Annotated in this window: 13 protein-coding genes and 1 riboswitch; of the genes, 4 read left to right on the top strand and 9 right to left on the bottom strand. The window is 76.2% G+C overall.

The genetic code is table 11. The annotated features are described in order from the left end of the window. Positions 1 to 7: 7 nt before the first annotated feature. A riboswitch (ZMP/ZTP riboswitch) is annotated at positions 8 to 93 on the bottom strand. A gap of 127 nt (positions 94 to 220) precedes the next feature. From FMM08_RS01235 to FMM08_RS01215, 5 genes are all read right to left on the bottom strand, one after another. Continuing rightward, a complete protein-coding gene (locus tag FMM08_RS01235) occupies positions 221 to 1,693 on the bottom strand; it encodes a glucose-6-phosphate dehydrogenase (protein WP_255471921.1) in 1,473 nt (490 codons plus the stop codon). Positions 1,694 to 1,823: 130 nt separating this feature from the next. Next, entirely contained in the window at positions 1,824 to 2,819 is a 996-nt protein-coding gene (locus FMM08_RS01230) for an ABC transporter substrate-binding protein (RefSeq protein ID WP_187279454.1), read from the bottom strand. A 62-nt stretch (positions 2,820 to 2,881) separates the two neighbouring features. Further along, positions 2,882 to 3,928 carry an ABC transporter permease gene (locus tag FMM08_RS01225; protein WP_222710267.1) on the bottom strand — a complete coding sequence of 349 codons (1,047 nt, stop codon included), beginning with the start codon at positions 3,926 to 3,928 and terminating at the stop codon, positions 2,882 to 2,884. After that, on the bottom strand, positions 3,925 to 4,710 hold the full coding sequence (locus tag FMM08_RS01220; protein ID WP_147924508.1) for an ATP-binding cassette domain-containing protein: 786 nt from the start codon (positions 4,708 to 4,710) through the stop codon (positions 3,925 to 3,927). Before FMM08_RS01220 ends, FMM08_RS01225 begins: the two co-directional genes overlap by 4 nt. A 151-nt stretch (positions 4,711 to 4,861) precedes the next feature. Further along, on the bottom strand, positions 4,862 to 6,121 hold the full coding sequence (locus tag FMM08_RS01215) for an MFS transporter (protein ID WP_147924507.1): 1,260 nt from the start codon (positions 6,119 to 6,121) through the stop codon (positions 4,862 to 4,864). Between the two features lie 110 nt (positions 6,122 to 6,231). On the opposite strand from FMM08_RS01215, the gene purU reads away from it, so the two are divergent. The 4 genes from purU to FMM08_RS01195 all read left to right on the top strand — a co-directional run bounded on the left by purU (position 6,232) and on the right by FMM08_RS01195 (position 9,877). Next, positions 6,232 to 7,098 carry a formyltetrahydrofolate deformylase gene (gene purU, locus FMM08_RS01210; protein WP_222710266.1) on the top strand — a complete coding sequence of 289 codons (867 nt, stop codon included), beginning with the start codon at positions 6,232 to 6,234 and terminating at the stop codon, positions 7,096 to 7,098. A 69-nt stretch (positions 7,099 to 7,167) separates the two neighbouring features. After that, entirely contained in the window at positions 7,168 to 7,479 is a 312-nt protein-coding gene (locus FMM08_RS01205; RefSeq protein WP_255471920.1) for a putative quinol monooxygenase, read from the top strand. Positions 7,480 to 7,570: 91 nt separating this feature from the next. Beyond that, positions 7,571 to 8,956: an MFS transporter gene (locus FMM08_RS01200; RefSeq protein WP_147924505.1), complete on the top strand. Its 1,386-nt coding sequence runs from the start codon at positions 7,571 to 7,573 to the stop codon at positions 8,954 to 8,956. A 132-nt stretch (positions 8,957 to 9,088) separates the two neighbouring features. Then, complete coding sequence (locus FMM08_RS01195) at positions 9,089 to 9,877, top strand: hypothetical protein (RefSeq protein ID WP_147924504.1); 789 nt, start codon at positions 9,089 to 9,091, stop codon at positions 9,875 to 9,877. Here FMM08_RS01195 and FMM08_RS01190 read toward each other — a convergent pair. Genes FMM08_RS01190 through FMM08_RS01175 form a run of 4 tightly spaced genes read right to left on the bottom strand, consistent with a single transcriptional unit; the run spans position 9,780 to position 13,395 of the window. Then, positions 9,780 to 10,625, bottom strand: a complete 846-nt coding sequence (locus tag FMM08_RS01190; RefSeq protein WP_222710265.1) for an ABC transporter permease — start codon at positions 10,623 to 10,625, stop codon at positions 9,780 to 9,782. The two genes, FMM08_RS01195 and FMM08_RS01190, sit on opposite strands and share 98 nt — an antisense overlap. Continuing rightward, positions 10,622 to 11,635 (bottom strand): ABC transporter ATP-binding protein, encoded by a 1,014-nt coding sequence (locus tag FMM08_RS01185; protein ID WP_222710264.1) that lies wholly within the window; start codon positions 11,633 to 11,635, stop codon positions 10,622 to 10,624. The genes FMM08_RS01190 and FMM08_RS01185 overlap by 4 nt, the downstream gene beginning before the upstream one ends. Positions 11,636 to 11,683: 48 nt before the next feature. Next, positions 11,684 to 12,835, bottom strand: a complete 1,152-nt coding sequence (locus FMM08_RS01180) for a hypothetical protein (protein WP_147924502.1) — start codon at positions 12,833 to 12,835, stop codon at positions 11,684 to 11,686. After that, entirely contained in the window at positions 12,835 to 13,395 is a 561-nt protein-coding gene (locus FMM08_RS01175) for a sigma-70 family RNA polymerase sigma factor (protein WP_147924501.1), read from the bottom strand. Before FMM08_RS01175 ends, FMM08_RS01180 begins: the two co-directional genes overlap by 1 nt. Positions 13,396 to 13,505: the final 110 nt, after the last annotated feature.

The following is a 13,505-nucleotide window of genomic DNA, read 5'->3' as shown; positions in this document are numbered from 1 at the left end:
CAGGTGGCGGTCGGGCCCAGGCGGACGACCCGATCGACTGCTCTCCCGCCGCTCCCCGGTGGTGGCCCACCTGCGCCAGTCGCGACGCCGCCAGGGTAGACGTCGAGCACCTCTCGGGTCGACTCCCTCCTCACCGCGTCGTGACGGAGGGCCCCGCCGTCCGCGACCGCGCAGACGACGGGGCCCTGTGACCCGATCACTGGTATATCAGTGGTGCGCCTCAGTCGTCGAGGGAGTCCTGCGACAGCCAGCCGTGGGGCGCGGCGATCTCCCGCGCGGCCTCGGGGCCCCACGAGCCCGGCGCGTACGGCTGCACCTGCGGGCGGTTGTCGAGCAGCGGCGCCGCCACGCGCCAGGCCTCGCGCAGACCGGTCGCGGTGGTGAACAGCGCACGGTCCCCCGCCAGCACGTCGCGCAGGAGCGAGGCGTAGGCGGGCAGCGGCTCGGCGCGGGGCAGGTCCTCGAGGTCGAGCAGCAGCGAGCCCGCCACCAGGTCGCCGGGGGCGCCGGGGCGCTGGGCGGTCACCGTGGCGGCCACGGTGCCGTTGCCGGCCAGGGAGAACGCGATCGTCTCGGGGCGCGGCGGGCGCTCGCCGAAGCCGCGGGTCTGCGGGCGGCGCAGCACCAGCGTCACGTGCTGGTGGCTCTCCTTGAGCTGCTTGCCGGTGCGCAGCAGGAAGGGCACGCCCTCCCACCGGTCGTTGTCGATCCACACCTTCGCGGCCACGAACGTGTCGGTCTGGGAGTCGTCGGCGACGCCGTCGATGTCGCGGTAGCCCTCGACCTGGCCGAGCACGGCCTCGTCCGGGCTCATGGGGCGGAAGTCCTTCAGCACCGCCTCGCGGGCCTCCAGCAGCGCCTCGGGCGAGGCGTCCACCGGCGGCTCCAGGGCCACCTCCGCCATCACCTGCAGCTGGTGGGTGACGAGCATGTCCAGGGTGGCGCCGGTCTCGTCGTAGAAGCCGGCGCGGTTGCTCACCCCGAGCGTCTCGGGGATGTCGATCTGCACGGCGGCCACGTGGTAGCGGTTCCAGACCTGCTCAAGCAGGCGGTTGTTGAACCGCAGCACGTGCAGCTGCTGCGTGGCCTCCTTGCCGAGGAAGTGGTCGATCCTGAAGACCCGCTCCTCCGGGAAGATCGACAGCACCAGCTCGTCGAGGCGCTCGAAGCTCTCGGAGTCGGTGCCGAACGGCTTCTCGTAGACGACGCGCGCACCCTCGGCCAGGCCGTGGGCGTCGAGGGCCCTGGTGTAGGACTCGAAGGTCGACGGCGGCAGCGCGATGTAGTGCACGAGCTGCACGTCGTCGCCGCCGCCCAGGTCGTCCTTGGCCTCGGCCACCACGTCGGCCAGCTCGCCCGGGTCGGACTCGGAGAAGCCCCCGCCGGCGAAGCGCAGCGAGGAGGCGAACCCGCGCCACTGGCGCCCGGACAGGCCGGTCTTGGCCTTGTCGAGGACGGTCTTGACGTGCTCGCGGAACTCGTCGTCGCTCTGGTGCCCGCGGCCGTTGCCGATGAGGCGCCAGTTGTCCGGCAGCAGGCCGTGCTTGGCGAGGGCGCCGAACGCCGGCAGCACCATGCGCGCGGCGAGGTCACCGGTCGCGCCGAAGAGGACGAAGACGGTGGGGGTGGAGACCGCGGTGGGCGTGGCCGCCCCGTGGTCGTCGGCGGGGGTCTCGGACGAGGCGTCGGTCACGGTCAGACACCGTATGCGGCCCGGGGTCCCCGCGCCCGCTCCCGCCCGGATCTCGGCACGGCGAGACCCCCTCGCAGCGGACCGGCCGCGACGGACCGGGCCCGGGGACGACGCCCCGGGCCACGGCCGCTCAGGCGCAGTCGGTCTTGTAGACGTACCGCTGGACCTCCTCGGAGGCCTGGTTCTCCGGCGTCGCGAAGACGAACGGCGCGGTCTGCTCGCGCGGCACGTCCTTCCCCTGGCTGGCGTCGACGGCGCTCTGCACGCCGGTCTGCCCCTCGCCGTAGGGGTACTGGACGACGACGCCGTCCACGGTGCCGTCCTGGAGGGCCTGGAGGATCGGCTCGGAGGTGTCGTAGCCGACCACGCGCACGACGCCGGTCTTGCCCGCCTCGCGCACGCCGGTGATGGCGCCCTCGGTGTTGTTGGTCGACATCGTGTAGACGCCCACGAGGTCGGCGTTGGAGGTCGCCGCGGCCGAGGCGATCTGCGCCGCGGTGGCGGTGGAGTTCTCCGAGTACTGCGTCTCGAGGTAGGTCATGCCCGGGTACTCGGCGAGCTTGTCCTTGAAGCCCTTCTCGCGGGCCTCGCCGATCGGGTTGCCGGGGCTCTGGTTGATGCCGAGCACGGCGCCCTTCCCACCGACCAGCTTCGCGAGGTTCTCGGCGGCGAGCGCGCCGCCCTCCTCGTTGTCGGACTGGATGTTGGTGAGCGCGATGCTCTTGTCCTCGAGGTCTCCGTCGATGGTGATGACGTCGATGCCGGCGGCCTTGGCCTCGGCCAGCGGCAGCTTCATCGCGGTGGAGTCGGTGACGGAGATCATCAGCGCGTCGGGGGCGTCGGCGACGACGGCGTTGACGATGGCGGTCTGCCGGGCGACGTCGAACTCGGGGCTGCCCTGGACCTTGAAGTCGACGCCCAGCTCGGTCGCCTTGGCCGCCGCGCCGCAGCCGACGGTGTTGTAGAAGGGGTTGCCGGTCAGGCCCGGCACGTAGACGACGGACAGCTTCCCGTCGCCGGACCCGCCGGACCCGGCACCGTCGTCGGAGGAGCCGCCGCAGGCGGTGAGGGCGAGCAGGGAGGCTGCGGCCAGAGCGGCGGCGCGGGTGGCGCGAGGGGTCTTCACGGGGGTCTCCGGTCTGCTGGGCGGGGTGAGCCGCACGGGTGGGGCTGGGTCTGGTGCGCGCGTCAGGCGGCGTTGCGGCGACGGCGCTTGAGCTGGTCGACGTACACGGCGACCACGAGGACGACGCCGACGGCCACCTGCTGCCAGAAGGCCTGCACGTTGAGCACGACGAAGCCGTTGTTGAGCACGCCCGGGATGAACATCCCGATGACCGTGCCCAGGACCGTGCCCACGCCGCCGAACAGGCTGGTGCCGCCCAGCACCACGCCGGTGATGACCTGGAGGCCGTCGGTGGTGTGGCCGCTGATGGTGGTGGTGGCGAAGCGCGTCAGCGACATCAGCCCCGCCAGCCCCGCCAGGGCGCCGTTGAGCACGTACAGGGAGGCGGTGTGCCGGTCGACGGCGATGCCCGCGCGGCGCGCGGACTCGGCGTTGGAGCCGATGAGCTGCGTGTGGCGCCCGTAGCGGGTGGTGGCGAGCACCAGGGCGCCGACGAGCGCGACGAGGGCGGCCACCCACACCAGCCAGCTGAGGGTGAGGGGCCGCTGCACGGCCACGGAGATCAGCGCGTCGGGGACGGTGCGCACGTCGGTGCCGTTGGAGAGCAGCTGGGCGGCACCGAGCGCCGCACCGGTGGAGCCCAGGGTGGTGATGAGCGCCGGCACGCCGAGCCTGGTGATGACCAGGCCGTTGACGAGCCCCCACGCGGTGCCGGCGGCCAGGCCGACGGCCACCCCGACGAGCACGGTGCCCGCGCCCTGGCCGCCGAGGGCCTCCATGGTCTTCGCGGCGGCGACGCCGGCGAAGACCAGCACCGACCCCTGGGACAGGTCGAAGCCGCCGGCCACGAGCACGTAGGTGGTGCCCACCGCCATGACGAGCAGCACCGCGACGTCGGTGAGGACGTTGCGGCCGTTGGCGGCCGTGGGGAAGGTCTCCGGCGCCAGCAGCGAGAAGACGCCGACGAGCACCAGCAGGACCACGAACATGTAGGCGGGCGAGGACGAGAGCGCCCGGCGCCAGGGCGGCAGCGAGGTCGGACCGGGCGCCGCGGGCCGGGCAGGGGTCTGAGGAGGAGGCGGCGGTGCGCCGGCCTCGGTGGCGCTCACCGCTGGGTCCGCTCGTCGGCGCGGGCGTCGGCGACGGGGGTGTCGAGCGCCCCGGTCATGGCGCCGACGAGGTCGGCGACGGTGGTGCCGCGGGCGGGCAGCGACGCCACCCGCCGCCCCAGCCGGAGCACCTGCACGCTGTCGGCCACCTCGAGCACCTCCGTCATGTTGTGGGAGATCAGCACCACGCCGACCCCGGAGTCGGCGACGCGGCGCACCAGCTCGAGCACCTTCCCGGTCTGGCGCACGCCGAGCGCCGCCGTGGGCTCGTCGAGGAAGACGAGGTCCTTCGCCCACATCACGGCGCGGCAGATGGCCACGGACTGGCGCTGGCCGCCCGACAGGGCCGCGACGGCGGCGTCGAGGTCCTTGACGTCGGTGCCCATGGAGGTGAACGCCTCCTGCGCGCGAGCGCGCATGGTCTTCTTGTCGAGCACGCCGAGGCGCCCCAGCAGGCCGGGCCGCAGCAGCTCCCGGCCGGCGAAGACGTTCTCGGCCGGCCCGAGCTCGGGGGCCAGGGCGAGGTCCTGGTAGACGGTCTCGATCCCGAGGGTCCTGGCGTGCTCGGGCGAGGTCAGCCGGACGGCCTCCCCCCGCAGGCGCAGCTGGCCCGCGTCGAGGGCGACGGCCCCGGAGAGGATCTTGACCAGCGTGCTCTTGCCCGCGCCGTTGTCACCGATGAGCGCGGTGACCTGGCCGGCCTCGGCCTCGAAGTCGACCCCGTGCAGCACCTGCACGTGCCCGTAGGACTTGCGCACGCCCCGTGCCTCCAGCAGCGCCACGTGCGCCCTCCCCCGTGCCGGACGGCGCGGTCGGCCGGCGCGGCTGCACGACCGTCGCAGCGAGCCGGCCGCTCGGCACCTCGGAAGGAGGTCGATCACGCGTTCTGTGACCAAGTCGTCACCTCCCGAGATCCCGGGGGACGACGACGGCCTACACCCTCCCGGGCTCGCGGCGCGGCACCCCCGCCGTCCCCGCCACCAGGAGCACGGCCACCGACCCGAGCAGCACGAGCAGCGGCGCCGTCCACCCCCCGGTCGCGTCGTGGGCGGACCCCACGAGCACCGGGCCGAGCGCCCCCAGGAGGTAGCCGCCGCCCTGGACCAGCGTGGTGGCCGCGCGGACCTCGGCGGCTCCCCCGGTCCGGCCCGCGCGGACCTCGCGCCCGCGCGCGACGGCGGCCACCAGCACCACGGTGATGCCGCCGCCCTGCGCGGCGCCCGCGACGGCCGCCCAGAGCCACCACAGCTGCGGCGCCAGCAGCAGCCCGAGGGGCAGGGTGGCCCACCCGGCGCACACGAGCCACAGCGCCACCCGCGGGCGGCCGGTGGCGCGCAGCACCGCAGGCACCCCGAACGCCCCGGCGATCGCCCCGACCTGGAAGACGGCGGCGCTGGCTCCGGCGGCGCCCGGGTCGGCGCCGAGCCTGTCGGCCAGCAGCTCGGGCAGCCACGCGGTGGTGCCGTAGTAGGAGAACGACTGGCCGCCGAAGGCGGCCACCAGCAGCCAGGTGCTGCCCCGGCGGTGCACGGGGACGGGGTGCCTCGGCTCCGGGCCGCCTCCGCCGGTGGCACGGGCGGTGGCGCCGACGGCGGAGCGGCTGCCCGCGCCGCCGCGCGTGCGGCGGTGGGCCACCACCACGACGACGGCGGCGACCACGGCCAGCACCGACCACGCCGCGGTGGCGGCGCGCCAGCCGAGCGGCTGGGCCAGCACGGGCGTCAGCGCCGTCGTCAGCGCGCTGCCCACGTTGAACGCCGCGGCGTACAGGGCCGTGACCAGGCCCACCGCCGCGGGGAAGTCCTCGGCGATGAGCACGGGGAGGGCGATGTTGCCCACGGTGATGGCCAGGCCCACCACCACGGTGCCCGCCAGCGCGGCGGGGTAGCCGCCGGCGGAGCGCACGAGCGTGCCGAGGAGCACCCCGCCCAGGCAGGCCATCACGGCGGCGCGCAGGCCCCAGCGCGCCACCACCCACGACCCCAGCGGCGCCGCGGCGCCGAAGCAGAGCACCGGGAGCGTGGTGAGCAGCCCGACGGCGCCGGCGCTGACGGCGAGGTCGGCGCGCAGCTCGGCGGCCACGGGCGGCAGCGCGGCCAGAGGGCCGCGGACGTTGAGCCCCACGAGGACGACGGCGGCCAGCGCGAGCACCGGCAGGGGCGAGGCGCGGGTCGTCCGGAGGGGCTCTGGCACTCCCCGACGCTAGGCGGCCCCGGCGCGCGGCGCGCTGGCTACCCTGGTCGGTCGTGTCCGCCTCGCCGCAGCCCCCGGTCCCGACCTCGTCAGCAGCCCCGCCAGCAGCCGTGACGAAGCACTACGTGATCGCGCTCGCCTGCCCCGACGGCCCGGGCATCGTGCACGCGGTCACCGGGGTGCTGGCGCACCTGGGCGGCAACATCACCGACAGCCAGCAGTTCGGCGACCCGGACACCGGCCGCTTCCACATGCGCGTGCAGGTCAGCGCGGACCTCGACGCGCCGGCGCTGCGGGGGGCGTTCGCGCCCGTGGCGCAGCGCTTCGGCATGGAGTGGACCCTGGACGAGCTGGGCCGCCCGCTGAGGACGCTGGTGATGGTCTCCAAGGCGGGCCACTGCCTGAACGACCTGCTGTTCCGCACGCGCGCCGGGCAGCTGCCGGTCGACGTCGTCGCCGTGGCCGGCAACCACCGCGACCTCGAGCCGCTGGCGGGCTTCTACGGGGTGCCGTTCCACCACCTGCCGGTGGACAGGTCCGTGGCCGCGGGCGAGCCCGGGTCGCTGGAGGCCGCCGAGGCGGCGCTGCTGGGCCTGGTCGACTCCCTGGACGTGGAGCTGGTGGTGCTGGCGCGGTACATGCAGATCCTGTCGCCGGAGCTGTGCCGGGCGCTGAGCGGACGGGCCATCAACATCCACCACTCGTTCCTGCCCAGCTTCAAGGGCGCGCGCCCGTACGCCCAGGCGCACGTCCGGGGCGTGAAGATCATCGGTGCGACGGCGCACTACGTGACGCCGGACCTCGACGAGGGGCCGATCATCGAGCAGGACGTGCACCGCGTCGACCACGGCATGACCGTGGCCGAGCTGCAGTCCATCGGGCAGGACGTCGAGGCGCAGGTGCTCGCCAGGGCGGTCCGCTGGCACGCCGAGCACCGGGTGCTGCTGGACGGGCACCGCACGGTCGTCTTCCGCTGACAGCGCCGCCCGCCTGCCGCCGCTCGCCGGTGGCAGGCGGCGGCAGGCGACCTGTGGGCAGGATGGGGCGTGCCCTCCACCGTGACGTCCCTGCTCGAGCTCACCCTGACCCCCGAGGCCGCCGCCGACCCGGCGTCCGCCCACGCGGTGGTCTCCCAGGTCCTCGAGGCCACCCGCGCCTTCGACGGCTGCCTGGGCTGCGACGTCCTGGTGGACGTCGACGACCCGGCGCACCTCGTGGTGCTCGAGCGCTGGGAGTCGCTCGAGCACGACGACGCCTACCGGGCGTGGCGGCGCACCCCGGAGGGCGCCTCGCGGCTCGGCGAGGTGCTCGCCGGCCCGCCGCGCCTGACCCGCTCCACCACGGCCGAGGGCGTCTGAGGGCTCCCCCCGCGCCACCGCAGTGCCAGGTGGCGGCCCGCCCCCGGGGCCTCGGACGGGCGTGCGAACGAGCGGGACGTAACCTGCTGGGGTGACGTCGCACGCCGGGTCTCCGGCGCGCGGGGTCGCCGTCTACGGCGCGGTCCTGCGCCGCCCCGGTGCCCTCGTGACGTTCGCCGCCTCCGTGCTGGCGCGGCTCCCCATCGCCATGGCGCCGCTGGGGATGGTGCTCCTCGTGGAGCGCACCTCCGGCTCGTACGCCACGGCGGGGGCGGTGACTGCGGCCTTCGCCGTGGGCACGGCCGCGGGAGCTCCGGTCTGGGGGCGCGCCATGGACGTGCGCGCCCAGGCCCGCGTGCTGGCGCCCACCGTCACCGCGAGCGCCGGGCTGCTCGTCGTGCTGGCGCTGGCTGCTCAGGCGGGCGCGCACGCCGCTGTGCTCTGCGGTGTGGCGCTGGGGGCGGGGATGGCGTTCCCCCCGTTCAGCGCCGCCATGCGCGCCTCGTGGCGGGTGCTCCTGGGGGACCCGGTCCACCGCCGGGCGGGGTTCGCGCTGGACGCCGCCGCGGTGGAGGCGCTGTTCGTGCTCGGTCCGCTGCTGCTGTCCGGGCTGCTGGTGGCGCTGCCCACCACCGGCCCCCTGCTGGTGACGGCGGCGGTGCTGCTGGTCGGCGGGCTGGCGTACGCCGCCACCGGGCCGGCGCGGCTGGGGCCTCGCGAGCGCACCGCCACGGCCGGCGCCAGCACCACGACGAGCACAGCGGACGCCGCGACCGCCGAGCCGGCCCCCTCAGCGACCGCACCCACGGCCACCGCCCCGGCCCAGGACGCGTCGGCCCAGGACGCGTCGGCCCCCGCAGGACCCGGTCCCACCGCGCTCCTGACCTCCGCGCCCCTCCTGGCCGTGCTGGCGACGGGTCTCGCCATGGCGCTGGCCTTCGGCGCGACCGACACGTCCCTGGCCGCCACCGCCCGCACGGTGCTGGGCGACGACGCCGCGCTGGGTCTGCTCTTCGCGGCGATCGCCGGGGGCAGCACCCTGGGCGGGCTCACCTACGGGGCCGTGGCCGGGCACCACACGGGTGCGCGGCTGCTGCCGCTGACCCTGGGCGTCTTCGGGGCGGGTCTGGGGGTGGTGTCCCTCGTGCTGGCCGCCCCCGGCGGGCCATCGACGCCGCTGCTGCTGGCGGTGCTCTTCGTGGTGGGGCTGGTGATCGCCCCGAGCCTCATCATCCAGCAGGCCCTGGTCGACGCCCAGGCACCACTGGGCCGCACCACCGAGGCTCAGGCGTGGCTGTCGACCGCGGTGACCACCGGCGGGGCGCTGGGCACGGCCGCCGGCGGGGCGGTCATCGAGGCGGCCGGCGTGGCCGCCGCGTTCGGCAGCGCCGCCGGGGCGCTGGGCCTCGCCGTGCTGGTGGCGCTGGTCTCCCAGGGGTCCTGGCAGCGCGCCGGCGCCGGTCCCTCGCACCCGTGAGCCACCCGTGGGCCGGGGCCCAGCCGCGGGGGCGGGTGCAAGGCGGGCGGCGCCCCTGCCGGTGGGAGGGGTAGCGAGGAGGGCGCGCTGCGCCCCGCGCGCACCGAGCTCGCCGTCTTCGCGACCGTCGCCGTGCTGCACCTGCCGGGCCTGGCGGTGGCCGCCGCGCACCCCGCGTGGGCGTCGCTGGGGTCGGTGCTGGCCAGCGCCGTCCTGTGGACGGCGCTGGCACTGCTCGCGCTGCGCGGGCTGCGCCGGCGGCACCTCCGGCACCACGACGGCGGCGTGCCCAGCGGGCTGCTCGCGGTGGCACTGGCGCTCGACGTCGTCGTCCTGGGGCTGTCGGGGCTGTCACCACCGCGCCCGGGGAACCTCCTGGCCGCGGGGGTCGGGATGATCGCCCTGTGCGCGGCGTCCGCCCTGCTGACCAGACCGCGCCACGTGCCCTTCGTGCTGCTGCCCGCGCTGGTGGGACAGGCGGTGCTGGTGCGCGCCGCGGACACCGCCGCCGACACCGCGCGGTACGTCGCCGACACCGTCACCGTGGTGGCGGCGACGGCTGCGACCAGCGCGGTCATCGTCCGGCTCGAGCGGTCCCGCCGCGCCGGCGTGCGCGCCCCGGCCGAGGCCGCTGTCACCGACCTGCTGACGGGCCTGCTCGACCGGCGGGGCATCGAGCAGCGCTTCGAGGCCCTGCACCGCGTGGCGCGGCTGCGCGGCGAGCGGGTGAGCGCCGGGGTGGCCCACCTCCCGCCGCGGGAGGACGGCCCGGCAGGAGCGGACTCCGGCGACGACGGCCGCACCGGCAGCGCCGCGGTGCTGCTCAGAGGTCCTTGCGGGCGAAGACCACGGCCGCCAGCCCGAAGACCATCGCCGTCCACAGCACCGCCCACACCAGGTAGGCGGGCGTCGGGGAGCTGACGGACAGGAACGGGAACGCCTCGGCGCCCTGGCCCATCGCCAGCAGGGCCGAGGGGTCCTGGAAGGCGTGCATCGCGCCGCGCCACAGCCCGTCGGTGGGCAGCACCACGCGCGAGACGGTGCCGACGCGCGCCACGCCCTCGTTGCCGAGCGCCGACCCGACCCCGCCGACCACGCCGGCGATCCACGCCGCACCGAACAGGCCCACCGACACCACGCCGGAGGCCATCGGCGAGACGACGGTGGCCAGCAGCACCGACAGCGTCAGCAGCACGGCGGTCTGCCCGGCCAGCAGCGCCAGCCCGGCGACCGGGTCGGGCGGCCAGTACCCGACGGTGGCGAGCACCACCAGGCACAGCGCCAGCCCCGCGAGCACCACGTACGCACCGCCGAACACCACCAGGCCCAGCCACTTGCCGGCGAGGAACGCCCAGCGCCGCACCGGCCGGGCCAGCACCGACAGGGCCGCGCCCGACTCGGTCTCGCCCGCCAGCGTCGGCCCGGACAGGAACGCCGTGCCCAGGGCCGCGATGAGCGAGAGCCCGAACATCACGAGGTTGAGCACCTGCGAGGACGCCACGAGCGCCTCGCCGCTGGTGAGCTCCTGCGCGAGGCGCCAGAAGCCCCAGCCCGACAGCGCCAGCAGCAGCGCGGTGAGCGCGGCGAGGGCCAGCACCACGCGCCGCCGGGACGCCTCGCGCAGGGTCAGCAGCGCCACGACCACCACGACGCGCAGCTGGTGGCTCACCGCGCCACCCCCTCGCCGGCCGCGCGCTCGGCAGCCGCCCGCTCGTCAGCGGCACCGCGCAGGATGCCGAGCAGCCGGTCCTCCAGGCTGACGCGCACCGGCTCGACGGCGTGCACGTCCACGCCGAGCGCCGCCAGGTCGCGCACCAGCTCGGGGACCACGCGCCCGACGCGCTCGCCGTCGTCCTGCCCGGGCCGGTCGTCGCGCACCGAGAGCGTGAGGACGTCGGGGCCGTCTCCCCCGCGGTGCACGGCGCCGGCCCGCGCGAGCCGCTGCTCGGCGGCGGGGGTGAGCCCGGTGAGCCGCAGGCGCACCTGCTGCTGGCCGAGCAGCTCGGTCATCGACCCGGCCGCCGCCACGCGGCCGCGGTCGAGGATGACCACCCGGTCGCAGACGCGCTCCACCTCGCCGATGAGGTGGGAGTTGAGCATCACCGCCACCCCCTGCTCGCGCAGGCCCAGCACCACGTCGCGGACGTCCGCGCGGCCCAGCGGGTCGAGGGCGCTGGTGGGCTCGTCGAGGACGACGAAGCGCGGGCGCGCCACCAGGGCCACGGCCAGGCCGAGGCGCTGCTGCATGCCCTTGGAGAACCCGCCGACCCGGTCCGCGGCGCGGGCGCCGAGGCCCACGAGGTCGAGCCGGTCGCGCTGCTCGGCGGCGCTGACGTCGGCGCCGGACAGGCGCACGTGCAGCGCGAGCACCTCGGCGGCGGACAGCCACGGCTGGTAGCGGAACAGCTCGGGCAGGTAGCCGACGCCGGCGCGGGCTGCCGGGTCGCCGGCGGGGCGGCCCAGCAGCAGCACCTCGCCGTCGTCGGGAGTGACCAGGCCGAGCAGCATCTTGATGACGGTGGTCTTGCCGGCGCCGTTGGGCCCCAGCAGCCCGACCACCTCACCGCGCCCCACCTGCAGGGAGACGTCGTGCACGGCCTGGTGGCGCCGGAACCGCTTGCGCAGGTGGGAGCACCACACCGCGGGCGAGTCCGGCAGGGACCCGCCCGCGGTGCCCACGGCCGGCGCGACGCTCAGCGCAGTCCCCTCATCAGCTCAGTCCCCTCATCAGCTCAGGCCCCGGGCGACGTCGAGCAGCTCGTCGGTGCTCGAGGTGCCCGCCACGGCCGTCACCACGCCGTCGCTCACCCAGACCACGGCGGCCATCGTGCCGTCGTTCGTGCGGACCACGGTCGCCTGGGCGCCGTCGACGTCCGCGGTGGACGTGGTCGCCCGGTCGGCGGGGACGGGCAGCGGCAGCGTGGACCCGTCTCCGGTGAAGGTCGCGAGCTGGGAGGCGAGGTCGGCGGGGATCCCCGGCAGGGAGAGCAGGTAGTCGCGCACCTGCGTGAACGGCACCCCCGTCGACTCGGCGGTGGGGGCCACGGCCCGGCCCACCACCAGCGCGGGGGCCCCGGCCGAGGACGACCAGGTGGCCGCGACGCCGGGCCCCGCGGTGAGCCTCACGACGCTGCCGTCCAGGCCCGCGGGCACCGGCGGCAGCTGGCCCCCGGCCTGCTGGGCCGACGCTGCGGCCTTCGCGGCGGAGAACGTGAAGCTCACCTGGCCGGCGTCACCCACCTGGTAGCTGGGCTGACCGCTGACGCCGCGGGGCAGCTCGGCCACCCGCGGCACCTGCAGGCCCGTGGCCTGCGCCGCTGCGGCCGCGTCAGCGACCTCGCGCACCTCGACGGGCTCCGTGGCCACCGCGTCGCCGAAGGCGCTCGGGTCGGGCAGCTGCCCGAGGCCGGCGAGGTCGGCGGAGCTGATGCTCACCGGCGCCACCTGCTGCACCTGGAAGATCCGCAGCCAGTCCGACGCCGCGGCCGTGCCCGCACCGGCGACGACGACGGCGACGCCGAGCGCCACGACGCCGGGACGGCGCCACGCGCTGCGGCGGCCCGGTCGACGGCCCGGCCGGCCGGTGCCCGTGCGGCGGGCGTCCAGGTCCACGACGCTCCCCTCCCGCCCGGCCGGGGGAGACGCTGCTGCGGAGGCGCTGAGCCGGCGCCAGGCGCCGTCGACGTCGTCCGGGTGCGTGCCGGCCGGTGCGGCGTCGAGCAGCGCAGCCGTGGTGGCTGCGTCGTCGCGAGCGGCGGCGAGGCCCTGCTGGCAGCGGGCGCAGGAGGCGATGTGGTCGCGGTCGGGGTCGGAGACGCCGGCCGGCTCGTCGAGGAGCCGGCGCAGGACGCCGTCGTGGGGGTGCCTGGTGAGTGCCATCAGCGGGTCAGCTCCTCGCGCAGTGCGCTCTCGGCGCGTCGGACGGTGGTGCCGACGCTGGTGGGTGACAGGTGCAGGGCGGCCGCGACCTCGGCGTAGGAGAGGCCGCTGTGGCGCAGGACCAGGGCCGTGGCCTGCTTGCGGGGCAGGCGCGACAGCGCGGTGCGGACGCGGCGGCGCTCCTCGGAGACGACGACCTCGTCGGCGACGTCGGCGACGGCGTCGCCGACGAGCGCGGCGTCGCGAGCCGCCGCGGAGTCCTCCCGGGCGGTGCGCCGGCGGCCGGCGCGCAGCAGGTTGAGGGCGGTGTGCGTGGCGGCCACGCACAGCCAGCCGCGCGCCTGCTCGGAGGGCACCCCAGCGGGCGAGGACCGGGCGAAGGAGAGGAAGACCTCCTGCGCGACGTCATCAGCCTGCGCCGGTGAGCCCAGCACGCGGGAGGCGACCCCGGCGACGAGCGCGTAGTCGCGGCGGAAGACCGCCTCCAGGTCGGGCCTCACCGCTGCCCGCGCACCGGCCGGAGAGGACCGACCGGCGGAGGCGTCAGCGGCGAGCGGCACCGCTCTCGTCTCGACAAGCTCCACACCCCTCCAGCACCGCCGGCGTCCAGGATGTGACACGCACGCCCGGCTGCGACGGGGACCTGGTCGCGGCCGCCGCTGCCGGACGC

The organism is Quadrisphaera setariae (assembly GCF_008041935.1).
Lineage (GTDB): Bacteria > Actinomycetota > Actinomycetes > Actinomycetales > Quadrisphaeraceae > Quadrisphaera > Quadrisphaera setariae.
The sequence above is the reverse complement of the archived record's forward strand: the minus strand, read 5'-3'. Positions and strand labels throughout refer to the sequence as shown.

What these genes read in the sequence shown, in the direction of transcription:
- FMM08_RS01180 (WP_147924502.1), bottom strand. Translation starts at nt 12,835, where the DNA reads ATGGCACTCACCAGGCACCCCCACGACGGCGTCCTGCGCCGGCTCCTC.